Annotated in this window: 20 protein-coding genes; 11 read left to right on the plus strand and 9 right to left on the minus strand. The window is 39.8% G+C overall.

From position 1 onward, the window contains the following. Positions 1 to 73: 73 nt before the first annotated feature. Positions 74 to 1,552: a DUF3999 family protein gene (locus AABS66_RS02915; protein WP_430224551.1), complete on the minus strand. Its 1,479-nt coding sequence runs from the start codon at positions 1,550 to 1,552 to the stop codon at positions 74 to 76. Continuing rightward, positions 1,549 to 4,407, minus strand: coding sequence for a DUF2339 domain-containing protein (locus tag AABS66_RS02920; RefSeq protein WP_349415236.1), 2,859 nt, complete (start codon positions 4,405 to 4,407; stop codon positions 1,549 to 1,551). The genes AABS66_RS02915 and AABS66_RS02920 overlap by 4 nt, the downstream gene beginning before the upstream one ends. Before the next feature lie 598 nt (positions 4,408 to 5,005). Between AABS66_RS02920 and AABS66_RS02925 the strand changes: the two genes are divergently transcribed. Both AABS66_RS02925 and glpX read left to right on the plus strand, forming a co-directional pair. Further along, positions 5,006 to 5,929 (plus strand): AEC family transporter, encoded by a 924-nt coding sequence (locus tag AABS66_RS02925; RefSeq protein WP_206083927.1) that lies wholly within the window; start codon positions 5,006 to 5,008, stop codon positions 5,927 to 5,929. Positions 5,930 to 6,081: 152 nt separating this feature from the next. Beyond that, positions 6,082 to 7,065 (plus strand): class II fructose-bisphosphatase, encoded by a 984-nt coding sequence (glpX, locus tag AABS66_RS02930; protein ID WP_272680813.1) that lies wholly within the window; start codon positions 6,082 to 6,084, stop codon positions 7,063 to 7,065. 47 nt (positions 7,066 to 7,112) lie between these two features. Here glpX and dtpA read toward each other — a convergent pair whose 3' ends face one another. Continuing rightward, a complete protein-coding gene (gene dtpA / locus AABS66_RS02935; protein ID WP_206083925.1) occupies positions 7,113 to 8,585 on the minus strand; it encodes a dipeptide/tripeptide permease DtpA in 1,473 nt (490 codons plus the stop codon). Positions 8,586 to 9,522: 937 nt separating this feature from the next. Here dtpA and AABS66_RS02940 point away from each other — a divergent pair. Next, positions 9,523 to 10,560 (plus strand): SEL1-like repeat protein, encoded by a 1,038-nt coding sequence (locus tag AABS66_RS02940; protein ID WP_430224552.1) that lies wholly within the window; start codon positions 9,523 to 9,525, stop codon positions 10,558 to 10,560. 65 nt (positions 10,561 to 10,625) lie between these two features. Here the strand turns inward: AABS66_RS02940 and AABS66_RS02945 are convergent, their stop codons facing one another. The 4 genes from AABS66_RS02945 to dpiB form a co-directional block, all read right to left on the minus strand. Next, complete coding sequence (locus AABS66_RS02945) at positions 10,626 to 11,219, minus strand: carboxymuconolactone decarboxylase family protein (RefSeq protein ID WP_272538648.1); 594 nt, start codon at positions 11,217 to 11,219, stop codon at positions 10,626 to 10,628. A gap of 21 nt (positions 11,220 to 11,240) precedes the next feature. Then, positions 11,241 to 12,584: an MFS transporter gene (locus tag AABS66_RS02950; protein WP_206083922.1), complete on the minus strand. Its 1,344-nt coding sequence runs from the start codon at positions 12,582 to 12,584 to the stop codon at positions 11,241 to 11,243. 362 nt (positions 12,585 to 12,946) lie between these two features. Then, the gene (gene dpiA, locus AABS66_RS02955; protein WP_272573350.1) at positions 12,947 to 13,627 is read right to left on the minus strand and encodes a two-component response regulator DpiA; all 681 of its coding nucleotides are present in this window, start codon (positions 13,625 to 13,627) and stop codon (positions 12,947 to 12,949) included. A gap of 2 nt (positions 13,628 to 13,629) precedes the next feature. Continuing rightward, positions 13,630 to 15,258: a sensor histidine kinase DpiB gene (gene dpiB / locus AABS66_RS02960; RefSeq protein WP_206083920.1), complete on the minus strand. Its 1,629-nt coding sequence runs from the start codon at positions 15,256 to 15,258 to the stop codon at positions 13,630 to 13,632. A 368-nt stretch (positions 15,259 to 15,626) separates the two neighbouring features. Between dpiB and citC the strand changes: the two genes are divergently transcribed. The 8 genes from citC to AABS66_RS03000 all read left to right on the plus strand — a co-directional run bounded on the left by citC (position 15,627) and on the right by AABS66_RS03000 (position 23,975). Further along, complete coding sequence (citC, locus tag AABS66_RS02965; protein ID WP_206083919.1) at positions 15,627 to 16,703, plus strand: [citrate (pro-3S)-lyase] ligase; 1,077 nt, start codon at positions 15,627 to 15,629, stop codon at positions 16,701 to 16,703. Further along, on the plus strand, positions 16,700 to 16,996 hold the full coding sequence (gene citD, locus AABS66_RS02970; protein WP_206083918.1) for a citrate lyase acyl carrier protein: 297 nt from the start codon (positions 16,700 to 16,702) through the stop codon (positions 16,994 to 16,996). Before citC ends, citD begins: the two co-directional genes overlap by 4 nt. Next, a complete protein-coding gene (citE, locus tag AABS66_RS02975; RefSeq protein WP_430224553.1) occupies positions 16,996 to 17,892 on the plus strand; it encodes a citrate (pro-3S)-lyase subunit beta in 897 nt (298 codons plus the stop codon). The genes citD and citE overlap by 1 nt, the downstream gene beginning before the upstream one ends. An 8-nt stretch (positions 17,893 to 17,900) precedes the next feature. Further along, complete coding sequence (citF, locus tag AABS66_RS02980) at positions 17,901 to 19,427, plus strand: citrate lyase subunit alpha (RefSeq protein ID WP_430224554.1); 1,527 nt, start codon at positions 17,901 to 17,903, stop codon at positions 19,425 to 19,427. A 2-nt stretch (positions 19,428 to 19,429) separates the two neighbouring features. Next, positions 19,430 to 19,969 (plus strand): citrate lyase holo-[acyl-carrier protein] synthase, encoded by a 540-nt coding sequence (gene citX / locus AABS66_RS02985; protein ID WP_206083915.1) that lies wholly within the window; start codon positions 19,430 to 19,432, stop codon positions 19,967 to 19,969. Beyond that, entirely contained in the window at positions 19,956 to 20,840 is an 885-nt protein-coding gene (citG, locus tag AABS66_RS02990) for a triphosphoribosyl-dephospho-CoA synthase CitG (protein ID WP_206083914.1), read from the plus strand. Before citX ends, citG begins: the two co-directional genes overlap by 14 nt. Before the next feature lie 255 nt (positions 20,841 to 21,095). After that, positions 21,096 to 22,529, plus strand: coding sequence for an anion permease (locus AABS66_RS02995; protein WP_206083913.1), 1,434 nt, complete (start codon positions 21,096 to 21,098; stop codon positions 22,527 to 22,529). Positions 22,530 to 22,922: 393 nt separating this feature from the next. Continuing rightward, on the plus strand, positions 22,923 to 23,975 hold the full coding sequence (locus tag AABS66_RS03000; RefSeq protein ID WP_430224555.1) for a 4-oxalomesaconate tautomerase: 1,053 nt from the start codon (positions 22,923 to 22,925) through the stop codon (positions 23,973 to 23,975). A gap of 44 nt (positions 23,976 to 24,019) precedes the next feature. Here the strand turns inward: AABS66_RS03000 and AABS66_RS03005 are convergent, their stop codons facing one another. Beyond that, positions 24,020 to 25,153, minus strand: coding sequence for an AAA family ATPase (locus AABS66_RS03005; RefSeq protein WP_206083911.1), 1,134 nt, complete (start codon positions 25,151 to 25,153; stop codon positions 24,020 to 24,022). After that, positions 25,150 to 25,860, minus strand: a complete 711-nt coding sequence (locus AABS66_RS03010) for an RNA ligase family protein (protein WP_206083910.1) — start codon at positions 25,858 to 25,860, stop codon at positions 25,150 to 25,152. Before AABS66_RS03010 ends, AABS66_RS03005 begins: the two co-directional genes overlap by 4 nt. Positions 25,861 to 25,877 lie beyond the last annotated feature (17 nt).

Raw genomic sequence — 25,877 nt, forward strand, 5'->3', positions numbered from 1 at the left:
TAGATATTTGAAACGTAAAAAGAGAGCAATCCGCTCTCTTTTATGCTGTTTCTATTCAAATAATGAAACGGTTTTATAATTCACCTTTCTCATTTTTGTTTCCAGAATTCACTTCCTTTAGCAAATACCAACAGAAATAGAGTAAAACAACAATCCCGATAAATAATAAAATCCATAATGAGATTGTTAACCAATTTGGGCCTTCATCGACAAGATCGGTCGCCGTTAGTCGCTCAATCCCCCCTAACGGCACGATTTCAGCGTCGGGATAAGTAACGGGATAACTCGACATTAGCTCTGCAACTGTATAAGTTTTCCCAACTAATTGGTTATACGTTAAATTTTCTTGTACAGCTTGTTTGTTTCCCCACACTAATAGGTAAGGAGCAGCCCCTTGCACATTAAATATCAAGCTGAGTGCATCTCGTTTACCCACAATACGTGGGGGTTGATCCTCCCAGCTCCCTTTTAATGCAGAAACTCTTAATGAGCGGATCATTTCACCGTGTAAAACAATATTTGTATTACTAACCGTTTCACCGTTTGCATGCTGGTTATATGCCACAATATTCGTTAGTGGTAACCAGCTTTCCCCTCTATCTGATGAGTATTCTACTTTTAAAGGGATAACACGATTAGATTGCTGTAATTGTATTTGCAGTTCATCTAAAGGCTGCATTGAGGGTAATTGATAAATAACATGTTCCCGTGAAACCCCATCATTGGTCATTTCAAAATGGAATGACTCTTGACGACGAGTTGCTTTTAACACATCCGCATCAGCGCTTACTTTTAGTAAGTTAGGGATAACAACATCAGGGGAACTCGCAATAATGGCCAAAAGATAAGGTGCTTTCAAGGCTTGAGTATTACCATTTAATAATTCAATTTGATTACTTGCAACAGTTTGATCATCCAACGTTAAATTCATAATAGGTTGATTTGTCGCCACATTAACCCAGTCTTCTTTATTATTGCTGGTAAAAATAAAGGCTTTTGCTTGCCAATCTTTTTCATGTTTAGCCCAATCCAGTGTTAGAGTTTTAATCACTGCATTTTGTTCTTGCTCTTCATTTCGAGTCAACAAATAAGCTTGATAAGATGCTTTATCTTTTGCTTGTGTATTTGGTAGCTCAAGGCGATTAACTTTACCAGGTATAGATTCGACAAGAAGATATTGCCTATCTTTACGCATATCTTCATCAGTATTCACATTATCAATACGCGTAACTAAATGTTGAGGCGTAAATGACACTTTTGCATTAGAAATAGATTTTTCAGCATCATAAAAAAGTACTGATGGAACTTCATCCCCTATTCCATTAAAGACACGAACATCTTGTAATGTATTTGGATAGGCAGAATTAAAGTAAGCATTCGCAGGCAGCTCAAGCCAATAAAAAGGCTCGTTTGTGTCTGAAATATTTATTTCTGCTCCCTGATAAAAATTATAAGGTGAATTATCTTTAACATCCTCGCCATATAAATGGCTCGAAAATAATAATGATAATGAAAAGACAGCAAGTAGCCCTCTGTATTTACTTAGACTCATGATTGCGTTTCCTGTTCGGATTTTCCTTTTGACTCTTTTGGTGGCAAAGGAGAAAAATACCCCACAATTAATATTACCAATGCCACACCAATAAAGGAGACAGCACGCGTAATTCCACCTTGTCCGTTAATATCAATTAAGAATAATTTTGCAATAACACAAGCAAAAATACCTGCACCGAAGAACCACCAGATCCGATTTTTCTTGATTGCCGAAATCACTGCGCACATTAGTGCTGCAAGAGCCCAGCTAATCGACAGAACGGTTTGTACTAAGCGCGAATCAAACAAGGTTTCATAATGCCAATTAAGCCCTGCAAAGTCAGCCGTTGCTCGAATGAGGATGCCATTAAACCACAAGGCTACAAGAGCGATGATTGCAACCAGTAACACTCGAAAAATCCAGAAGTCTATCTCAGTGACTTTACGTATTTTTTGCATAAAGCCTTTACGCACTAAAATAATCGCGGCAATGCTAAACAACCCTGCTTCATCTAATGGATTTATCAGTGGAATGTAATTCCAGAACGTTAATTTACCATCTTCTAAATTAGCATATCCCGATAAGACAACTAACCCAACAACAACGGGCAACAAACTATACCAGTAAATCAGTCCATTACGTTTCATTGGGGGCATTCTATTTTGCTGCAACCAATACAACACTAAAATTATTAATGTTATCGCCATAACATAAATAAAATAGCCCATTTCATGTTGCATTCCCCAAGGAAGAATAGAAACGAACCAATTTACTTGTGTTACAATAAATGCAAGGATTAACCATAAATTCGCGCCATGTAATACTCTTTGCATCCATGGGTTGCGAAGCTTATAAGCGTGGATCACAAATAATATAGAGCTGCCTAATACGACTGGCCAAATTAAGGAACCTTCACCTCGGCCCATCGGATTTTCATCATTTAAGAAATCGATACCGAGATAGTAATAACCCGCAATCCATAAGAAAGATTGGCAAAGAAGTAAAGGAACCCAATTAATACGAATCGCAAATAACCGCCAGAACCATGCCGATATCACGACTAAGACCAGCATAATAAAGGATTCAGATTCACGGCTCCAGGAAAGTATATTAGTGAACATTGGCAACCAGCAATACCATGCCACTATTCCCATCACTAAAAAACCATAGCTAAATAATGAATAATTACTATCTTCATTTCGGCGAATGTGGAATAAACCACCCGCACCAAAGCAAGCAACAAGTAATACTGGCACCATATAAGTGCTGCTACGACTCCAATATAAGAATGGATAATCACTTAATAAAGTCACTACACTTACTAAAATCAGTAATGACCCTACCGCAGCTAATTTCCTTTGGTTTTGCTGTAAGCCAAACCACAGAAGTAATAACCCTTCCAATGACCAGATAATAGAAGTCCACTCAAATGTCAGCGCTAATGGTATGGCAAGGGTGACGAACCCAGCACCAATGATAATATTGCCTAGCGCCATGTTTTTGCCAATTTCTTTATAACGTTTATGAACTTGTAACCCTGCCACGAGGTACAATAAGCCAATCAATAGCGAGATAAATGCAGGTAATAATCCTACGCCTTCAGAAATAAAGAATTGCAACACAATACTAATGAAAGGTGGTACAAATAATAAAGTATTATCAACAAGAAGTTGTTTAGTGTGTTCGAAGCGTAATGAAAAGAGTTGTGTTAATGCATTAAAAATGATCAGGTTAGCGATAATAAATAATTGGCAAGATAGATAATAGTCAGATTGATAATTATCTAGCCCCCATAAAAGCGCCACCCCATAGGTCATAACCAGTCCAACGAGGTTCAATGGTCGCCATGCTTGCCACACACTAATAATTAAAATACCTGTTGATAACATCAGATAGTATGAGAAGAGCACGATGTGGCTGCCACCACCTGTAGATAATAGGATAGGAGCTAAATAGCCACCTAATGACGCTAAAACAGCTAAACTAATAGTACGTTGTAATAATGCAAGAGCGATACTGGCGGCACAAATTAACAACATAAACGCAAAGGCCATTCCATATGGCAACATGGTGTATAACTTAAAAGCAGCGAAAATAGTAATATATAAACAACCTATTCCCCCGCCTTGTAAAATTAAACCAAAAAGTGTTTTTTTATTACGTAACCACCAGCCCACACCTAATAGTATTAAACACCCTACCGCACTGAATACTAAACGCATTTGTACAGAAATAATTTCGTTTTGTACGCTGTAGTTTAATAAGTAAGCAACACCAAGGAATAATAATAAAATCCCAATTTTAGCAACAGGATTACCTTTTAATAACCAAGTAAAGAAGTGACCAAATATTGATTTATCATTACTTGGCATATTTTGATTTGCATCCCAACCCTGTACATTTTTTGTTGTATTTTCTTTGGTGCTATTAAATCGGTTTGGGTTTACCTTAGATGACAAATTGCTATTAAACCGGTTTGGATCAACATCAATATTATTTGAAGGCGTTGAAGGTGGTAGCGTCGTTATAAGCGCGTCTTTCACCCGTTCAATATTATCCCTAGGTTCTGCCTGTTGGTAAGCAACTGAGTTTTCAGCGACTATATCTTGTTCGCTTTCTGTTGAAGGCACTGAGTTTTGTAGTATTGATTGTTCAATATCATCAGTTTGCTCTGGGATGAGTTGTGTAATCTCTTGATGCGTTTGTTCTGCAATTGGGGATTCTGATAAGATACTCTGCGATTTTTTAAACTGTGCAACTTGTGTCTCTAATGAACGAACCTTCTGATTTAACTCAGAAATTTGATATTGCATTCGCCCGGTACGACTCAGCGAAACTATCGCTAAAATCGGCGCTAGTATAACAAGAATCACTAATATGAACCCTACTAGTATCCAAGTATCCACAAATAGGTTTCCTCATAATAAAATCCACAGTTTTAGATATGGCAAAGTGGCGTTTTGTGATTATCGCTAGTGTAGATATCATTGATTCTCTTGCCAACCAAATGTAATAAACTGTTACAAAATACTTCGTTTTAGTTTTGGTAAAAGCGCTCTTATCACACAAAAATGATAACCATTATTAATACGTGGTTTAAAAGCTAATGTAACTAAGAAAACCCTTAATCATCATTTAGTCATATTCAAAATAAGCAATAATTTGAATTTATTTTAATTTCCCGATAGTCTATTTAAGATGATTACCCCAATAAATTTAAAAATATAAATTTAAATAGTGTTTTTAAATTTATTTATATATACACTTATCAATTAACACCTAAAAAACAAGCAATCACTATCATTTAATGATGACAACAATTTGAATTTTACATCATCATTGTTATGTCAATTAATAATTGAAATACCAACAGAGACTGAAAATAAAGATTATTCCAAAAGGCAAATACATATCGTTAGTACATTTGTAAAGATTGTCGAAATAAGAAGAATAGTATAAGGAGAATTCTTCATGCTACTCCATATCATCCTCGCTGCACTTGGTCCAATCGTTCTTGGTTTAGCTGTTGGTTGGCTATCTGGGAAATATGGTTTTATTAAAAGAGAATATTCGCAGGCTTTTGCTGACTTTGTTGTCAAAATTGCCTTACCATTCGCATTATTTCTTGCAGCCGCTCAAGCACCACCATCTGTATTGCTCAATATCGATTACTTATTAGCGTTGGCTGTCGGATTAATTGCAACTTATGTTATCGGGTTTGTTTTCGGTAAATTTATTTTTCGTCACAACAAAAAAGATGCTGCCATGCAGGCATTATCGGTATCATTCCCTGATATGGCCTACTGTGGGCCACCTGTCTTATTAGCTACTGTCGGATCATCTGGATTGATTGCAATGGTATTAGGTAACCTTATTTATACTGTTATCATCATTCCATTCACCTTACTGATGATTAGTGGCTCTCAACAAGGCCATAGCGTTTTAAAATCGATTGGTAAAGCGGTTGCCCAACCTTTAGTATTTTTGCCAATCCTAGGTGCATTACTGGCTATTTTTGGCGTGAAGTTACCTGAAATCTTACAAAACTCCGTCAATGAACTAGGAAAAACAGCGGGAGGGGTTGCTCTCTTTTTCCTTGGTCTGTTACTTTCAGGTATTAAGTTAACTATTAGCAAAGAAATTATTTTTAACGTCTTTATTAAAAACTTTGTTCAAGCAGCCTTGATTTTAGGGACGGGTCTTGCATTAGGCCTACAAGATGACTTATTAAAAGCAGCCTTTATTATTGGCGTATTACCGACTGCGACAGCTGTGCCTGCTTTAGCCATTAGTAACCAAGCTTATACGGAAACATCCGCAGGGACAGTGTTACTCAGTACCCTCGCCGCTCTGATTTCTATTATTGGTGGTATTGCCATTGTCGAAATGCTGTAACCCCCTGAATTAAAGCAGGTCAACTTTTGGCCTGCTCTCTCTTTCATCCCACTTAGCTGGTTTTATCACCAATTATTTGCAAGATAGATCACAAAAAACGTATCATAGCGCTAAGTATTTTTTCTTTTAAGCATCTGGGATATTAATAAATAATGAAAATCAGTGATGAGTTAGCCTCCGCTATCGCTTCCGTCACCGAAGTTGCTGCCATTGCAGCCTTCGACTGGGTAGGTAAACAAGATAAAAATGCTGCGGATAAAGCGGCTGTTGAAGCCATGAGAAATCGCCTTAATGAAATTGATTTCTATGGAAAAATTGTGATTGGTGAAGGTGAAATTGATGAAGCGCCAATGCTTTATATCGGTGAGCAAGTGGGTAAAAAATCGGGTGTCGAAGGGCTTGATATTGCGGTTGACCCAATAGATGGCACCCGAATGGTTGCCTGTAATGAGCAAAATGCAATTACTGTTCTGGCCGCCGCACCAACAGGCTCATTACTTCAGGCTCCTGATATGTATATGGAAAAACTCGTTGTTGGAGCGGCGGCAAAAGGTGCCGTTCATTTAAGCCACCCGCTTGAAAAAAACCTTGAGTTTCTTTCATCTGCATTGAATAAACCCATTTCGCATCTTTCCATTGCTGTTTTAGATAAACCGCGCCATGAACACATTATCAAAACCATTCGTAATTTTGGCGCTAATGTAATTACCATTCCTGACGGTGATGTTCTAGCCTCATTACTAACAATACTTCCAGAACATCCAATTGATATGATGTATGGTACAGGTGGAGCACCAGAAGGTATCATCAGCGCAGCAATTGCACGAGCGTTAGGTGGCGATATGCAAGCTAGGTTGATCGCTCGAGATAAAGCAAAAGGTGATAGCGATGAAAATAAACTGCTCGCCATACAAGAAGCGATACGTTGCCAACAAATGGGCATCGAAATTGGTGAGATTTTATCGTTAGAGCAAATGGTTAATACGGACGATGTCATTTTTGCTGCTACTGCAATTACACCAACAGTTTTAATGGGAGGTATTTCAACAGATGCCTATAGTCGTATTTCGAATACCCTTCTGGTTAATGGACGTTCTCGTTCGTTAAAGATAATCAATAACCGCTATTTTAACTAACTTTTTGATGGTATTAAAAAAGGGCCTCGTGGCCCTTTTTTAATTGATTACTCAGCGCGGTCTAGCGTCATACGATTTAACATTGGTGCGGTTAACACCATAATAATCGCAATCGCCCCAGTCACTAAGCCTATCTTCAAGAATACATCACTGTATACAGCTAATGATTCGACTTTACTGGTCAGTTCGCCTTCTGGCGCTGCGGCCATCGAGGCAACATACCCTGCAATAAAGGCAGCCGCAGAGTTCGTTAAGAACCAAGCACCCATAATGAAGCCCATTAAACGCTGTGGTACTAATTGAGCTACCATCGCTAAGCCCAGACCAGAAATCATCAGCTCACCAATACTTTGGAAACCGTAACAAATCACCAGCCATTGGACAGACACAATACCCGCTTCGTTAGCAAATTTAGCACCTAGTGGCAGTACTAAGAATGCCGCAGAACACAGAACCATCCCAATCGCAAATTTATGAGGCATCGGCAAATTATCACCCATTTTGTTATAAATTGCCGCTAAAATTGGGCTACCAATCATAATCCATAATGGGTTCAATGCTTGGTACTGTGCAGGTTCAATTGAAAAACCGAAAACTTCGTGCTCAACATTATGCAATGCAAAGAAGTTTAATGAGGTCGGCATTTGACTATATAAAACGAAGAAAACTATTGCTTCTAACATCAGAATTAATGCAACAATCATCCGGCGACGCGCAGTACCTTTTAAAGCGAGCGTTTCTTTAATGAAGATAACTAAAATCCCTAAAGAAATGATTGCTAAAGCTGTACGTGCAACACCTAAGTTATGCAGCAACCATGTAGAAATGGCAATTAATGCCACTACACCAATCACAGTTGCCACTAAGCGAGAAATCACTACTGGCGCAAAGTCAGGTTTCGAACCATGCTGAGAAACCCATTTCTTGCACATATAGAAGTTAATCAATGTAATGATAAGACCAACGACACTCAGAGAGAACGCAACGTCCCAACCGTAGTGTTTGGCTAACCAAGGCGTTGCAATCATAGAGAAGAATGAACCGATGTTTACGGACATGTAATACATGGTAAACGCGCCGTCCAAACGTGGGTCATCTTTTTCATAACAGGTTGATAATAAAGAAGACGGATTTGCCTTAAATAAACCATTACCCACTGCTATAGTTGCAAGCCCTACATACACCATTGACACATCATGCCCTGAGAAAGCGACAAATGCATACCCTGCAATTAAGGTCAGTGTCCCTAAAACGATAACGCGTTTTGTGCCTAAGATTTTATCCCCTAACCAACCACCTATTGCAACAAAGCCATAAACTAATGCTGCAAATGCAGAGAATAAGGTGATGGATTCGGTTTCTGACATGCCGAGAACTTGGCTCAGGTATATAGGCAGGATACCTTGTAAACCGTAGTAACCAAAACGTTCCCAGAGTTCGATAGAAAAGATGAGATAGAACGAGCGAGGTTGCTTAAACGCGTTAAGACTGACTTCCTCTTTATTATTTGTTGTGGACACAAGTTACCTCTAGTACAACCTGTACATATGCAAAAAAACCACGGAGCGCTCGTTGCGCTCTCGCATTGTTATGATCTCAAGAATTAACGTTGGAAGGGCTCACTACAAATTAGAAGAGCGTCATTCCCTGACCTCAAAACAAACAAAACCGTGTGTAAACTTGTTTATGGATCTCAAACATAAAATTCAATGAGTTAAAGCATATTTGATTATTTATTCAACATTAACCGGTAGATATCCCGCCAAGAACTAGATAATCAATTAAGCCATATACGTTATTTATGCACCAAAACTATAGAATTAGCCAGTATTAATTACTACATCAATGAATTATTATCGTGATTAACTTCAATTTTTTACAAAATACCAATATTATTATCGACTACTAATTAATCAGTTGTTTCTCTAATGTTAAGGATATTATTCCATATTTTAATTATATTCATGGAATATGTCATACCACATTAACTCTGTATCCTCACGTTAACTTGGGGATAATCTCAATGGGAAAAAGGCATTTTATAAATTGGAAAGTGGCGATATCGTCATGAAAGGATGTTGCTCAGGAATTTTAGACAAAAAAAAGCCCAGTAAATAAACTGGGCATAATGCATTCTACTCAAGGATCTTTTTGCTAAATTCAAACTATCACTACGTAGGTGCATTATTACATTACTTCGTGTAAAGAAATGAATGATGAGGGTAAATATATGAATGTTTACGCAAGCAAACAGAAATATAGTTACTATTAAGACCTATGTACTTCAAAAAAAGTTCATCTTTTTTTTATTTTTTCTGCATCTTTTTTGATGGCAATAATTAACCATTTGATTTATTGATAATAATGTACAATCAACCAAATGATTGCACTGAACTCAGCAACACGATAATTTACCTTAAATGATTTTTTAAGAAATATAGCTCGAAGGAAATCCCTGTGAAAAAAAATTTTTTACCCTTATTTTTGATAAGCTGTTTATTCATTCCTTCGGCTTTCGCGGAAAAAGTTAGCACACCGCTGGATGAAAAATCACTGATTGAACTTGCCACTCAAGGGCAAGCTGAAGCTCAATTCAATTTAGCGATGTTTTACCAATCTCATGGACAGCTTAGCGATGCCTTAAAGTGGTATCTTCTTTCTGCTAATCAAGGCTTTAGTAAAGCTCAAATTAACTTGGCACTGATATACCAGGAAGGTTCTGGTGTCCCTAAAGATGAAAAATTAATGCTGCATTGGATGAAATTAGCGGCTGAGAATGGCGACCCTATTGGTCAAATGAATATGGCTGAGTACACACTACATGGCATTGACAATATTTTAGATAAAAACCCAAAAATTGCAGAGCAATGGCTACAAAAAGCCGCTGCACAGCACTTCCCCGCCGCGATGTTGACCCTTGCTTATTGGTATGAAGAAGGCAAAGCTGAGACAAAAGACCCGAAAAAAGCACAAAAAATTTACCAAACGCTCGCTAAAGAAAACCACCCGCAAGCACTCTATTTGCTCGGGTATCAAGCCGCTACGGGTATGTATGATAAAATCGATTATCCATTAGCGTTTGATTATTTCACGCGAGCGGCTGAACTTGATTTTTCTCCTGCACAAAATAGCCTCGGTATGTTGTACCTTACGGGTCAAGGAATCCCAAAAAATACGCAATTAGCGATTAAATGGTTAACACTCGCCGCCAAACAAGGGGAAGTGTCTGCGCAATTTAATTTAGCATTAATTTATGCACGAGGTGACGGTATCAAGGCCGACCAAGCTAAAGCCTGCCACTGGTTTATTAAAGCCGCTCAACAAAATAGTGCCGATGCACAGTACGCAAGCGGCGCCTGCTATCAATATGGCATGGGTGTTGAGCAAGATGATATTAAAGCGTTACGCTGGTACAAATTGGCTGCGGCAAAAGGCAATGAGCGCGCTGAGAAAAAAGTACTGATTTTGGAAAATAATCTGAAGAATAAAAAATAACGCAGTGGCGTGTGGCTCTCAAAGAGAGCCACACGTTGTTTAGTACTGTTGTTTAGTACCGTCGCTTAGGATCTAGCATATAAATATTGGTAAATATCTTGGTTGTTAGAATAAACAATACCTGAGCTTAAAATATCAACAACCAACAATGCTTCTGTAATTCTATTCTCATCAACGCCATTTTTGTGAGCTAACGTTAATAGGTGATCAGCGAGAGCTCTATTGCCCTTATATTTGGCAATACCAAATAGCGCTAATATTTTAATTTCTCTTGCTACAAAAATAGCATCAAGCTGTTGATTGACATAAGTAAGAGCTTTGGGAGAAATATAATATTTAGATATTCCGCTTTTATCTTCATCTAAATATAGATTTGCATCTAATGCCAAAAGGCTATCACCGGCAATATTATACGCACCTGTTAAATAGGAGATTTCAGCGATTTCATCAAAAGAAGCACCATCTTGCTGCGCCGCTTTGGCATGGTGCAATAAACAATGCTGGCAATTTGTCGCTTGAGCAATTGCAACCGCAATTAAATGCTTATTTTTTGCGCTTATTGTTTCATTATTCCAACTTCCCGTCGATAATTCACGAAAATTACGCGTCTGTATTTGGGTTTTATCCAGCTCAGCGATGTTAAAGGTAGATTTTGCCATGATATTTCCTATTCGTTTAAATTATAATGAAACCGCTTCTTGTTTTGTTAAATCTGGCGTCTTACCTTTTGGTTGCTTCGCAATAGGGTCATTTGCCTTATATGCTGCAATCAAACTAATAAAACATAACGCTGAAATATATAAAGAAACTAAATAAGGGCTCTGATTATTATATTGTAATAATGCAGTCGCAATAAATGGCGTTAATCCACCTGATAACAAAGTACCAACTTGATAGCCCACGGAGACACCACTGTACCGAACTTCAACAGGAAATTGTTCAGCAAACCAAGCGGCACCAATGCTATAAATCGCAGCATCAAATAATGCCAAGAAAATAGTCATGACTAAAGGTAAATAAAATAAATTACCATTATCTAAGAAATAGAAGAATGGCCATACTGCAATGCCAATACTAATTAATGCAAAGAATGCGGGGATCCTTCTGCCTATTTTATCTGACAAAAGTGCCCAAAAAGGGGTTGTTAATACTGAAACCGCTGATGCAATAATAATTGATGTTAATACAATACTGGTATCTTGGTTCTTTAATTTTAAATAACTTAAAATAAATGTCGTTAATATTGCATACATTGCAGGTTGCGCTAATCGTAAACCTATCGTAATAAAAACTGATCTTTTATGATTTTTAATTAATTCAATTAATGGGTATTTTTGTATTTTCCCTGACTTTTTAAGCGCGAGAAACTCATCTGATTCCGTTGTTTTTAGCCTAATAATCAGCCCGATGACGACAAGAATAATGCTAACGAAAAATGGAATACGCCAACCCCAAGTTAAAAAGCTCTCTTCTGACATTGTTGATTTTACAACTAAAAATGCAGCTGAGGCCAGTAACATACCTGTTGCTGAGCCAATCTGAGTAAATGAACCAATAAACCCTCTACGCTGCGGTTTCGTATGTTCAACCGCTAATAACGCCGCGCCACCCCACTCAGCACCGCTAGCTAAACCTTGAAGCAGGCGAATAATCACAAGCAAAACAATGGCATAAATACCTATTGAATCAAAACTCGGGATCAACCCAGTAATAAATGTCGCCACGCCCATTAAAAGTAATGAGTAAACAAGTACTTTTTTTCGCCCAATTTTATCGCCAACATGCCCCGCAATAAAACCGCCTAATGGCCGGGCAAAAAAGCCCACACCATATGCCGCAAATGAGGAAAGTAATGCAACAGATGGGTCCGTGCTTTTTGAAAAAAATAATGTTGAAAAAATTAATGCGGATGCAGTGCTATAAATATAAAAGTCATACCACTCGATAGCTGTACCAATAAATGATGCTAATGCATACTTCCTTTCTTTTGGTGTTATTTTATTTTCTTTAGTTGTTATAGACATATAAATAATGACCCTGTGTTTAAATGGTCATCACATCCTATAATCAAAATTAAATAAGGATTAATATTGATTTAGTCTAAAATATAATTTTTTAGTGTTAAATTATTTTCATCTAACTCATGAAAATTTAATTAAAAACATAAAATACTACCCTAACTATTAGAAATAATAAAAATGGCTTTAAATTAATGATTTTGTAGTTTTTTATATTAAGCGATATTTTATTGAATATAAGAACATCATCTAGATAGTTCAAATTACAGGTAGGCAGTCAATAAGGGGAACTCGGGGAGCACACAGAAGTATGTGACCCGAGTCATCGCATGCAGCCAACACCCCTACAACGTGGAATATGAAGAAGATTAGGGGCGACCGCGGTAGATCCTTTGAGGGCGTCCCACCTTCCCATACTCTATCTCAGCTTCAATCTTATTTTTTGCTAAGCAGAACTCTAAGTAGCGTCTTGCCGTTGTGCGGCTAAGTTTAATCGTTTCTGCAATGCTTTCTGCGGTATATTCCGCTTCAAGATCGGCAAACAATGCTAAAACCTTTTCCAACGTGATCACATCAATACCTGTCGGCAGTTCCTCTTTGGATTCACCGCGTGCATAAGTATTAAACATATCATCGATTTTACTCTGGTTCGTTTTACTGTTGGTTTGTAAAACAGATTTACGCTGGATATATCTATCCAATGTTTGGCCTAAACGTTCATACGCTATTGGCTTAACCAAATAATCAAAAACGCCAAGACGAATGGCTTCAGTCACCGTTTCCATATCACTCGCTGCTGTCGTAAATACGATATCAGCACTATTTCGTTCTTGAATTAATTCATGAACGAGATCGATTCCTTTGCCGTCAGGTAAATAGTTGTCCAGTAAGATCAAATCTGGCTTCATGTATTCAATCATTTTTCTGGCTTCAGCTAAATTACCTGCCAACCAAACCTTGTCACAAGCTGGATATGCTTTAATGTACTCGCCGTGCATCTCTGCTAAAAGCAGCTCATCTTCCACAATGAGGATTTTTATCTTAATCATTTTTATATCTTCACTTTCGGAATAAAAATTGAGAATACTGTACCATGCGGCTGATTTTCTTCAATAATTACCGCGCCATTACAGCGTTTAATATAAGAAGCAACAAGATATAACCCTATACCATGACCTTCCGTCATTTCGGTTTTCGTTGTCACTCCGCGCTCAAACCATTTGTCTTGAATTTCTGCAGGGAAACCGCATCCTTGATCTGCAACCTCAATGACAATCTCCCTTCCTTCATCGGAAAGGTATAACTCCACTTGTTTATTACCCTGGTTATTTTTCAAACTGGCTTCAAATGCGTTATCGAGCAAATTACCTAATATGGCACAAAATTCTGTACTATTTAAGGACTCAGGCAATACATGAAGCTGGCTGCCTGGTGTAAAAACCAACTGTAAGCCCAATTCTTTTGCACGGTGATACTTACCAAACAATAACCCAGCAACTTGCTTATCAAAGAACTGTTCACGTAACGAATCTATAAGTTGTTGCTGAGATTCAGACTCACCTTTAATTAATGCAAGCGCTTGATCATATTCTTTCATTTGCAATAAACCACTCAACGTAGACATCCAATTTAGATGCTCATGCCGCAGAGTACGCAAATTTTCTACGTATTGGCGTACTTGTGTCAATTGGGAATTTAATGATTCAATATCATTTTGACTGCGGAAACTAATTACTGCGCCAATTAGGTGATTTTCGTCCCAAATTGCAACTCGATTAGCTATCACATTTAATCCATTAAATTCGCACAATACATCATGTTGAATCGTAGCAATATCTACGGTAAAAAAATCAGCAGGCGAAATATGCTCTGAGATTGATTTACCAATAAGTTGCCCTGTTGGTTTACTTAAAGACAACATCTTTCGTGCATTGGAATTAATATTAATAATTTGCCCATGCTGGTTTACCGCGATGATCCCTTCAAAAACAGCATCAAATATTCCCTTTTGCACAAGAACTAGCTGCGTAATTTCTTCAGGTTCCATCCCCAGCATTTGCCGTTGAATTAATCGCGTAAATCCCCAGGAAAGAAATAATAAAATGACCAGAACGCCAAGAAAAGTTGCTCCCGTTTGGACAAACAGCTCGCTACGAGAAGTGTCTATCTTATTGGTTAGATAACCGATGGATACAACACCAATAATTTTTCCATCTTCATCAAATATTGGCGTTTTTGCTCGCATGGCATTACCAATGGACCCTTCCCCACCAATAAAATAACTTTCACCACTTTCAAGCGCCCCTGGCTTATTCCATTGCATTTTATAGCCGACTTTTTCACTGTTCGGATGATAAAGCCGCATGGAATTTTCATCGCCAATCACGACATAGTCGTAATCAGAATCTTGGTTTAGTTTATCTGCAATAATTTTCAGTTGTTGAATATCACGGTGTTTAACGGATTCAATCACGCCATCCATTGATGCAATCAGCTTTGCTTGGCTCATGGCTAACGAGCGAATATTCGCCATCATCCTATTTTCAGCCGTATCCGTAAAATATTTACCTAGCCCTAACGTCAAAAATAACGAGACAACCAATAGAAGAAAGAAAACTCGCACTGAAAAGGAAATTGAGTTTACTTTTGTCAATGTAGAGAAAGCATGCTCTTTTTTCATATAGGCTCTTGTTACCAACTGAAAAGTAAAAAACTTGTTACAGTAGAAATCACAGAATAATTGATATTAGAAATATAAGCTAGAGACATAATACACATATTATTAATTAAACACATTAAAACCAAGTAATAAAGCACATATCGAATAATTAAAAACATTAAAACCATTAAACAAATACAAACTCATTTTAGAAACATGAAATAGGTCAAATATATTAAATATAGGACCTTTAATATTAATCTTGAAAAAGGTAATTAAATAAGAGTTTATATTTTTAAGAATAAGAAAAACCAAAAAACACTTATTTAATTAATTTTAACATTAGCAACATTTTAAAAACATCTCTAAAAGAGATGCAGGATACTATTATGTTCGAAAACATAACGTTTAATCAGGTAAAACGTCATGAGAACAGGAAACTTGCTGAAATAACTCAGTTTTTAAAGGAAAATGATTTAGAGCTTGATGCAAGCATTGACGTTTTCATTACGATAACCCGTAATGAGGAATTAATCGCGTGTGGTGGGCTGGCAAAAAACGTTATTAAATGCGTAGCAATTAGCGATGACGTTCGTGGTGAAGGTCTCGCGTTAAAATTAGCAACCGAGCTTGTTAATCTTGCTTACGAAAATAATACAACTCATTTGTTTATTTATACTAAATTTCAAAATGAAAACCTATTCCAGCAATGCGGTTTTCATACTATAGCGACTGTGCCTGATGTGATGGTATTGATGGAAAATAGTTGCTGTTATCTAAAACGTTATATTCAAAGTTTAAAAGCACAGCGTGTCGACGGTAAAAAAATTGGGGCCATCGTAATGAATGCCAACCCATTTACCTTAGGCCACCGTTATTTAATCGAACAAGCAGCTAAAGCCTGTGATTGGCTCCACTTATTTGTTGTTAAAGAGGATACCTCTCGCTTCCCTTATAAAGTCAGACTGAACTTAATTGAAGCAGGTACAAAAGGTATTGAGAACCTCACCATTCACCGTGGTTCTGAATATATTATTTCTCGGGCAACGTTCCCTTGTTACTTTATTAAAGACAAAACGGTAGCCAATAACTGTTATACCGAAATCGATATTAAGATTTTTCGCCAATATATTGCCCCTGCATTGGGGATAACCCATAGATTCGTCGGATCAGAGCCATTTTGCCAAGTCACCAACCAATATAACCAAGACATGCGCTATTGGCTTGAAACGGATGCGATGAATTTTCCTCCTATAGAACTCGTTGAATTTCCGCGAACAGTCATCAACGGAACGGCGGTCTCCGCCTCACAAGTTAGAAGACTACTCGCTAAAAAAGATCTTGCGGCTATTAAGGCGATTGTGCCTGACGCGACATATCAATATTTACAAGAGATGCTCGCTAATCAAGCAACATCAACGACAAACCGCATCGAAAGTTCTGAATTAGCTATAGGTGAAATATGAAGATTAAACATGCAGCCGTTGCTGGCACACTTGAATCAAGTGATGTCATGGTTCGAATAGAACCGCTAGAAGATACTCAAGAAGTTTCCGTGCAAATAACCAGCAGTGTTGAAAAACAATTTGGTGATGCTATCGCCAGTATCGTTCAGGAAATGATAGTTCAGCATGATATTCAAGGTGCTCAAATCATCGTCGATGATAAAGGTGCATTAGAGTGTGTACTAAAAGCGCGTTTGGAAGCCCTACTCGCTCGTGCTTGTGATATCGATTATTTGCCATGGGAGAATAAATAATGACACCAGAACAAAAATCACGTACACGCAGAAGCATGCTTTTCGTTCCTGGTTCAAATGCGGCGATGTTAAGCAACTCGTTTATTTATAAAGCAGATGCGCTGATGTTTGACTTAGAAGACTCCGTGACATTACGCGAAAAAGATACCGCACGTCGCTTGGTTTATCATGCATTACAGCACCCTTTGTATGCCGATATTGAAACTATTGTTCGTGTGAATGCTTTAGATTCTGCCTTTGGTGTTGCTGACCTTGAAGCTGTTGTTCGTGGCGGCGCAAAAATTGTGCGTTTACCAAAAACAGATACTGCTCAAGATGTCACCGATATCGAAACTGAAATATTACGTATTGAAAAAAGTTGTGGTCGTGAAGAAGGTAGCACAGGTTTATTAGCAGCGATTGAATCACCGATGGGGATCACAGAAGCGGTGAATATCGCCCACGCATCACCAAGACTTATTGGCATCGCATTAGGTGCCGAGGACTATGTCCGCAATTTGCGCACCGAGCGGTCTCCTGACGGCGTTGAACTCCTCTATGCTCGGTGCGCCATTTTACAAGCCGCACGCTCAGCAGGTATCCAAGCCTTTGATACCGTTTATTCTGATGCAAATAATGAAGAAGGTTTCCTACGCGAAGCCGCACACATTAAACAACTCGGCTTTGATGGCAAATCATTAATTAACCCAAGACAAATTGAGTTACTCCATAACTTGTATGCGCCAACTCAAAAAGAAGTCGACCATGCTCAACGTGTTGTTGATGCCGCAGATTCCGCAGCCCTTGAGGGTAAAGGCGTGGTGTCATTAAACGGAAAAATGGTTGATGGCCCAGTCATTGACAGAGCCCGCTTAGTATTATCTCGCGCGGCATTATCTGGAATTCGGGAAGAGTGAGGCAAAAAATGACAACAAATACTCAACGTCAAACACGCGTAAGTGCTTACCTACAACCTAAAAGCGATGAAGCATTACGTGAATTTAAAGATATTGGTAAAGTCCAACAACAAGTTCAAAAACCAAGAAACCGCAAGCTATGTGATGACTTACAAGTGGCTATTCGCCGCTCAGGTTTGCAAGATGGCATGACAATTTCGTTTCACCATGCGTTTCGTGGCGGCGATCTGACGGTCAATATGGTCATGCAAGTGATTGCCGAAATGGGCTTTCGTAATCTGACATTAGCGTCCAGTTCCTTAAGTGCATGCCATTCACCGCTGGTCGAACATATTCGTCACGGTGTCATTCGTAAGATTTATACCTCAGGTATTCGTGGTCCACTGGCTGAAGCGATTTCTCGTGGCGAACTTGAAGAGCCAGTGCAAATTCATTCTCATGGTGGCCGTGCAAACCTTGTGCACAATGGCGAGCTGCGTATTGATGTCGCCTTCATTGGTGTGCCATCTTGCGACGAATACGGTAATGCTAACGGATATACAGGTACCGCCAGCTGTGGCTCGTTAGGCTACGCTAAAATTGATGCCGAAACGGCGAATAAAGTCGTCATGCTAACCGAAGAGATATTGGATTATCCACACAACCCGTCCAGCATCAAGCAAGATGAGGTCGACTATATCGTTAAGGTTAAACGTGTCGGTGATGCAGAAAAAATCGGTGCTGATGCCACCCGTATGACCTCAAACCCAAGAGAACTACTGATTGCGCGTACTGCCGCTGATGTTATTGAAAAATCAGGCTTCTTCAAAGAAGGGTTTTCATTACAAACGGGTACTGGGGGCGCATCCCTTGCCGTGACTCGCTTCCTTGAGGACAAAATGCGCCGCCACAATATCACCGCAGGCTTTGCCCTTGGCGGTATCACATCAACCATCGTTGATTTGCATGAAAAAGGCTTAATTCGCAAATTATTAGACGTACAAAGTTTTGATAAAGCGGCAGCAGAGTCTCTTGCTCGTAACCCAAATCATATTGAAATCAGTGCCAATCAATACGCGTGCTTTGACTCTAAAGGTGCTTCTGTCGACATGCTCGATGTTGTCGTACTCAGTGCTCTGGAAATTGATACACGCTTTAATGTCAATGTGTTAACAGGTTCTGATGGTGTTATCCGCGGTGCATCGGGTGGTCACAGTGATACCGCAGTCGCTGCGAAATTATCCATTATCGTTGCGCCATTAGTGCGCGGTCGTATCCCAACGTTAGTTGATGAAGTCCTGACTTGCGTTACCCCAGGGTCAAGCGTCGATATTTTAGTGACCGACCATGGTATTGCCGTAAACCCTGCACGACCTGAATTGAAGCAGCAATTAGAAAGCCAAGGTATCAAAACGGTTTCAATTGGCTGGTTAAGAGAACGCGCTCAGTTACTCACGGGAACACCTAACCCTATTGAATTTACAGATAAAGTCGTTGCCGTCGTGCGTTACCGTGATGGCTCTGTGATTGATGTTGTTCATCAAGTGAAGGAGTAACTATGTTTTGCCCACTGCCTGATACTCAAGAGCAATTTGAAATTTCCTTACCTGAGCTGTTGGCAAGCCGTGATGCCCGTCAGGCACGCCAGCAACAATGGATTGGTCTCCATCAGGTAACCTTGATTTCATTTACTGTCGTTTTCCCAGGGGCTGTCAAAGACAACTCCCTTGTTAGACATGTGTTTAATCAGGGCCTAAATGCGCTTAAACAAGTTGCTTTACGCAGGCAGTGGGTACTTTTATCTCAACAATCATGGGCATTAAGCACGGGGCCTGAATGTTTAGTCGCCGTTGATGCTGATGCCATTGAAGTCAAAAAGACATTAATTGAGGCCGAAGAACGCTCCCCAGTGGGACGTTTATGGGATTTTGATGTCTTTGATGCACAAGGAAAACAATATTCACGTGGTCAATTAAATCTACCTGCAAGGCGTTGTTTAATTTGTGAAAAAGAAGCCAAAATCTGTGCTCGTCATCGCGCTCATCCCTTGGCAGATATTCTTTCTCGCATAGCGGAGCTAGCCCATGAAACTTGTTAACTACTCACAAACCCTAAGTGACCAGCTTACTCACTATTACAGCCAGTTAGCTTGGCAAGCCATGCTCGCTGAAGTGAACTTAACCCCAAAACCAGGTTTAGTAGACAAACACAATACAGGCGCTCATAAAGATATGGCGCTAACGGATTTTCATTTAAGTGCCAATGCCATCGCCAAATTTTTTCCACTATTTATTCAGGCTGGCACACAATATAAAAATCTACCGATTAAACAGGTTTTAAGCAAAATTAGAACTATCGGGATGGCGTGTGAAACCGCCATGTTCCAAGCTACTCAAGGTGTAAATACCCATAAAGGCAGCATTTTTTCATTAGGTTTAGTATTAACCGCAATTGGTCGCTTAGCCGCATTACAGCAAACCGTGACACCAGTTGCGATTAGCCAATTAGTTGCAGGGATGTGCCAAGGAATTTGCGCTGAATTGATGCAACCTACGGATACTCCAACAGCTGGCCAACGTTTATATCAACAATTTGGTTTTACTGGAGCACGAGGGGAAGCTGAAGGTGGCTACTCGCTAGTTATCAACCATTCATTGCCCTTTTATTTACAGCAACTAGCGGCGCAACAGGATGCTGAAATAGCTTTAATAAATACGTTAATTCTATTAATGAAAATTAATGATGACACCAATATTGCAAATCGTGGCGGCTTAAATGGTTTAATTTGGGTAAAACAGCAAGCAACCAAATTATTGCAAGAGGGGATTAATCATCCTGATGATTTAGTCAAAGTAAAACAATTTGACCAGCACTGTATTGAAAAGAATCTAAGCCCAGGTGGTAGCGCAGATTTATTAATTTTAACGTGGTTTTTTGCCCGTCTGCCTAGACAAGGCTTCGGTATTTAGCATTAAAAATTAAAACAACTTATATGTTCACCAACACAGGAACCCATTCAATAATTTAATTAATAAAGATTAATAAAAATATATTTAATTAAGTAATAGTTATTGATTTAAAGAATTTATAACATATTGGAAATAGCTAAATAATGACAATGAATATCAAAATCATTATTCCTATTAAGGCATTGCTATACCTCCAATATGACGAAAAACCGAATTCATAATATTCAAGTTTTAATTTCGTTAAGGATCAAGCCTATGCCAAAAGACAAAATCTGGAAACTGCTACTTCTGATAGCAATTCCAATCATTATCGCCTTAATACCGACTCCTGCGGGGTTACCGCATATCGCGTGGTTATTATTTGGTCTTTACCTCGCAGCTATTGTTGGACTGGTATTAAAACCTTATTCAGAACCTGTTATTTTGTTAGCCACTATTGCCGCAAGCGCCGTCATAATTGGTGTAACAGGTACGAAAGATGTTAAAGCCAGTGAAGTCTTAAGTGGTTATGCATCAGGGACAACATGGCTGGTATTTGCGGCATTTACGCTGAGTGCTGCATTTGTTATTACAGGTTTGGGTAAACGCCTTTCGTACATTTTGATTGGTAAATTGGGCGGCACTACATTAGGCCTTGGTTATGTCACTGCGATCCTTGATTTAATTATTGCCCCAGCAACGCCATCGAATACCGCTCGTGCGGGTGGGATTGTTTTCCCAATCATAAACAGCGTGGCAGTAGCATTAGGTTCTGATCCTGAAAAAAGCCCTCGCAAAGCAGGCCACTACTTGTTAGTCAACGTATACATGGTGACCAAAACGACCAGCTATATGTTCTTAACAGCAATGGCACCAAACGCTTTAGCATTAGCCATGATGAGTGACATTATGGGCATTCATTTAAGTTGGGGTGGATGGGCACTCGCGGCATCGGTTCCTGGCTTAATTATGCTGATTTTGACACCACTGATGATTTATAAGCTGTATCCACCTGAACTCAAAAAGGTGAATAACAAAGAGATCGCAGCAAAAGGCTTAGCAGACTTAGGCCCAATGACGATGCGTGAAAAACTGTTGGCTATCATCTTCGTTATCGCACTGTGTGGCTGGATTTTCTCTGACCTTATCGGTGTGAGTGCATCCAGTGTCGCTATCGCTGTCATGGCATTAACCTTAATTTTAGGTGTTGTCACATGGGATGATGTGCTGAAAAACAAAGGGGGTTGGAACACCCTGATTTGGTACGGCGGTATCATCAGTATGTCAGGCGTTCTCACTAAAGCGGGCTTCTTTAAATGGTTAGCCGACACCATGAGTCAGTACCTCTCTTTCGGTGACCAAGCCATGTTAGCTTTCTTTGTTATCATGTTTATCAGTGTCGCCATTCGTTACCTGTTCGCATCAGGTGGTGCTTATGTTGCCGCGATGGTGCCTGTATTTGCCACTGTAGGTATGGTCGCAGGTGCACCTCCAATGTTACTGGCATTAGGCTTACTGTTCTCTAACGCATACGGCGGAAGCGTAACGCACTACGGTGGTGCCGCAGCACCAATCGTATTCGGTGCAGGCTACAACGATATTCGTTCTTGGTGGATCATCGGTGGATTAGTCGCATTCGTTAGCTTATTCGTCCACATGACTATCGGTTTAGGTTGGTGGGAAATCTTGATTAGCATGGGTCTGATTTAATGCGCTCTATTCTAATCAATCACTAAATTATTCAATGGGGTACAATATCAATTGTGCCCCTTTTTTAAATCTGACAATGACTATTTCGCGTTAACGATGGTGCGTAAAACAGAATGAAGGCTTTCTAAATATCCCAAGGAACACACACCAGTATACGAATAAGCGTAGTCAGCAACGCTGCGGCTTGAATAACATGTGACTTGGGTTGTCGATTGCAGCCAACACCGCTACAGACCGAAATATGACGAGAATCCAAAGTAATCCTCTAAATAGTTCGGACTGTGGCTAGGCGGCAAATGAGACTATCCCAAGGAGCATACATAAGTATGTGACTTGGGTTGTCGATTGCAGCCAACACCGCTACAGACCGAAATATGACGAGGATATAAGCTTATGAAAAAAATCCCATGCACCCTTATGCGCGGCGGCACATCAAAAGGTGTATTTTTATTGGCGGACTCATTGCCAACTGATATCAAAGAACGTGATGAATTAATTTTAGATATTATGGGTTCGGGTCATCCTTTGCAGATTGATGGCATTGGTGGAGGAAGCCCACAGACCAGTAAGGTCGCCATTATCAGTCACTCTGAGCATCCTGATGCGGATGTCGATTATTTATTTGCCCAAGTTGCTATTACTGAGCGTATTGTCGATACTGCCCCAAATTGTGGCAACATGTTGTGTGCCGTTGGCCCTTTTGCCCTCGAAAAAGGGTTAGTCCCTATCACTGATAACGTGACTACCGTCCGCGTTCGTAATGTCAACACTGAAACCTTTGTCAATTCCACCGTACAGACCCCTGATGGTCAAGTACAATATGAAGGAAATACCCAAATTGCAGGTGTGCCAGGCAGTGCGGCGCCTATCGCCCTCACCTTTTTAAATGCTAGCGGTGCCAAAACGGGGAAATTATTACCAACGGGTAATGCCATCGATACCATTGATGGCATTGAAGTCAGCTGCATTGATATGGCGGTTCCCATCGTCTTAATCGATGCGCCACAATTAAATAAAACAGGTTATGAAAGTGCCGCAGAATTAGAATCCGACAACGCATTTATGCAACAACTCGAGTCAATTCGCATTAAAGCAGGTGCCATGATGGGGTTAGGTGATGTCACAAAAAAAGTGATCCCAAAACCCATTTTAATTTCGCCCGCTACCCAAGGCGGCACCATAAGCGTCCGTTATTTTATGCCGCAAAAATGCCACGGCGCACTGGCGGTAACAGGGGCAATTGCTATCGCCACCAGCACGATTTTGCCAGATAACATTGCACAGCGTTATGTTCAATCTGTGGATATGAAAAACATTGCGATTGAGCATTTAAGTGGCAAATTTGAAGTTACCCTGAACCAACAGGGGGATTCTCCTGAAGGGCTACAAGCATCAATAATTCGCACCGCACGTAAGCTTTTTGAAGGGGATGTGTTTGTGCTGTAATTGGGTTAACCTGCCCTGTTAATTGGGCAGGTTATTCAATGTTATCAATCGAATAAATCGACAAACTTCCCATTAATATAATAAGACACACGATATGCCTCATCGGGGGTAGGTAACTCTAACTTACCTGCCATACGCTCCATCACCTGTTCTGGTACGGCAAATTTCCGCTGTTGGTTTTGTTGACGCCACTGCTTATCAGGCACTTCTAAATACACAATGTGCACTTTCGCTTGGTAGCGAGCAAACAAGCTCACCATACTTTCGCGCAAAGACGCGCTGAGGGAGGTCGCATTCCAAATAAAATCCGTTTTTGTACGTAAAAACTGTTTGGCCTGCTCTTTGCCTTGCTGCGCCACCCAACCTTGCGCATTTCTGTCCGCAGGGCTAATTTTGTGCTCACGACGAATTTCATCAAGGCATACCATCTGAGTTTGTGGGTAAAATTGTTTCACAAAATGATCTTTACCCATGCCTGGTAAACCACACAACATGATGACTTCACTGCCTTCTTCCTCAAAAGGTTGATAGTCTGGCATCCCCCTTTGGTGATGGAAGTAATGAAAACGCCCCGCCAAAGAAGCAAACTCTTTCGGCTTATCCCAACACCCTTGTTCGCGGCAAAACAACTCGAACAACTCAATACGTGCTAATAATTCTGCTTTGTCTTCACAAATGCGACCTATCGCATCCGCCTTTGCTAACATGCACAATAATGACATCTCGACACGTAGCGAAGCGGCAAAGAGAGTGCGTTCTGGATCAGGTTTTTCCATCAACCATAAAGGTAAGCCGTGAAAACGGACAAGTGCCGCAATTTTTTCACGCACTGCAAATGGAGTATCTACTTGGCGAAACAAGATATTTCGTGCGGATAACTCCCCTTTTTTAGCATGCCCCGGTGAATGAATACGCCCTTCTTCGTCCTCCCGCGTTGTACTGCGTTTTTCCACATCGTGCAATAACGCTGCCGCCCAGACGATATTTTGTTTGGATTCAGAAAGCTGCTGATACTCTGGCAGACTTTCCAGTGCAGCAAGCACCATTTGGGTGTGAGTAGCCACATTGCCTTCAGCATGGTGCAACACGTCTTGCGGGACATTTTTCATATCCCGAACAAAATCAAACTGAGCTTCAAGTTGTGCCCAATCGCGGTTTTTAGTGAATTGCCAACTCATGATTGCTCTCCTTGCCGCTCAAATGCTAACTTTGCCCTTTGCCAATTGCGCTTCCAATGAATATCTGTTTTTACGTGGTTTTTGCGCACATATTTAAATACGTGAGAGATAAAATCATCCACATGAAAACCTTGGCTATCACGGCTAACAATTCCCTCCATACTACAGGCTTGACCTGTATGAGTATCATGGGCAATAAATTGGCTATCTAATGATGCTGCTGCTATTAATGAGCGTGCATACTCTTGCTCAGTCATCTGTTTATTTACTGGCAATACAAGCTGTGGCACCGTAGGAAAATCAAACAGTGCTGCATAAAACTGCACTTCTTCCCAACTTAGCCAATACTCCCCTTGGCGCACTGCAAACACATAAAAATAATCTTCAATATGTTGATATTCAATGGAATGCACCGCATAGAGGTTTTCACCAAATAGCTCAATATTCCCTAAATCATCTTTAATCAATTGCCACCGCTGGCGAATTTGTTGGCTCCACGCAGATTGTGTTGGTGCGCCATGGGAGCGCGCAAAAACACCATGACGATTCAAACAATTGTTTTCGCCATCGAGTTTTTCTGTGTGAATTAGCGTATCGATATTTTGGATATGAGACCACCAATCACTGTTGATACGATCGTCGCTCGTCGTACCAGGTGAGAACGGATAATGATACGTTCTACCATACTTTCTTGATTGCATATTCATCATGCTTTCTCTAAAGA

This window comes from Providencia sp. SP181, from assembly GCF_050446505.1.
GTDB classification, from domain to species: Bacteria; Pseudomonadota; Gammaproteobacteria; order Enterobacterales; family Enterobacteriaceae; genus Providencia; species Providencia vermicola.

Bases quoted from the DNA above. Each gene is read 5' to 3' on its own strand.
- citG (WP_206083914.1), top strand. From the start codon at position 19,956: ATGAAACTTGTTAACTACTCACAAACCCTAAGTGACCAGCTTACTCAC.
- citD (WP_206083918.1), top strand. From the start codon at position 16,700: ATGAAGATTAAACATGCAGCCGTTGCTGGCACACTTGAATCAAGTGAT.
- citC (WP_206083919.1), top strand. From the start codon at position 15,627: ATGTTCGAAAACATAACGTTTAATCAGGTAAAACGTCATGAGAACAGG.
- dpiB (WP_206083920.1), bottom strand. From the start codon at position 15,258: ATGAAAAAAGAGCATGCTTTCTCTACATTGACAAAAGTAAACTCAATT.
- AABS66_RS02945 (WP_272538648.1), bottom strand. From the start codon at position 11,219: ATGGCAAAATCTACCTTTAACATCGCTGAGCTGGATAAAACCCAAATA.
- AABS66_RS02995 (WP_206083913.1), top strand. From the start codon at position 21,096: ATGCCAAAAGACAAAATCTGGAAACTGCTACTTCTGATAGCAATTCCA.
- AABS66_RS03010 (WP_206083910.1), bottom strand. From the start codon at position 25,860: ATGAATATGCAATCAAGAAAGTATGGTAGAACGTATCATTATCCGTTC.
- AABS66_RS02950 (WP_206083922.1), bottom strand. From the start codon at position 12,584: ATGTCTATAACAACTAAAGAAAATAAAATAACACCAAAAGAAAGGAAG.
- dpiA (WP_272573350.1), bottom strand. From the start codon at position 13,627: ATGATTAAGATAAAAATCCTCATTGTGGAAGATGAGCTGCTTTTAGCA.
- citE (WP_430224553.1), top strand. From the start codon at position 16,996: ATGACACCAGAACAAAAATCACGTACACGCAGAAGCATGCTTTTCGTT.
- AABS66_RS03005 (WP_206083911.1), bottom strand. From the start codon at position 25,153: ATGAGTTGGCAATTCACTAAAAACCGCGATTGGGCACAACTTGAAGCT.
- AABS66_RS02925 (WP_206083927.1), top strand. From the start codon at position 5,006: ATGCTACTCCATATCATCCTCGCTGCACTTGGTCCAATCGTTCTTGGT.
- citF (WP_430224554.1), top strand. From the start codon at position 17,901: ATGACAACAAATACTCAACGTCAAACACGCGTAAGTGCTTACCTACAA.
- citX (WP_206083915.1), top strand. From the start codon at position 19,430: ATGTTTTGCCCACTGCCTGATACTCAAGAGCAATTTGAAATTTCCTTA.
- glpX (WP_272680813.1), top strand. From the start codon at position 6,082: ATGAAAATCAGTGATGAGTTAGCCTCCGCTATCGCTTCCGTCACCGAA.
- AABS66_RS03000 (WP_430224555.1), top strand. From the start codon at position 22,923: ATGAAAAAAATCCCATGCACCCTTATGCGCGGCGGCACATCAAAAGGT.
- AABS66_RS02915 (WP_430224551.1), bottom strand. From the start codon at position 1,552: ATGAGTCTAAGTAAATACAGAGGGCTACTTGCTGTCTTTTCATTATCA.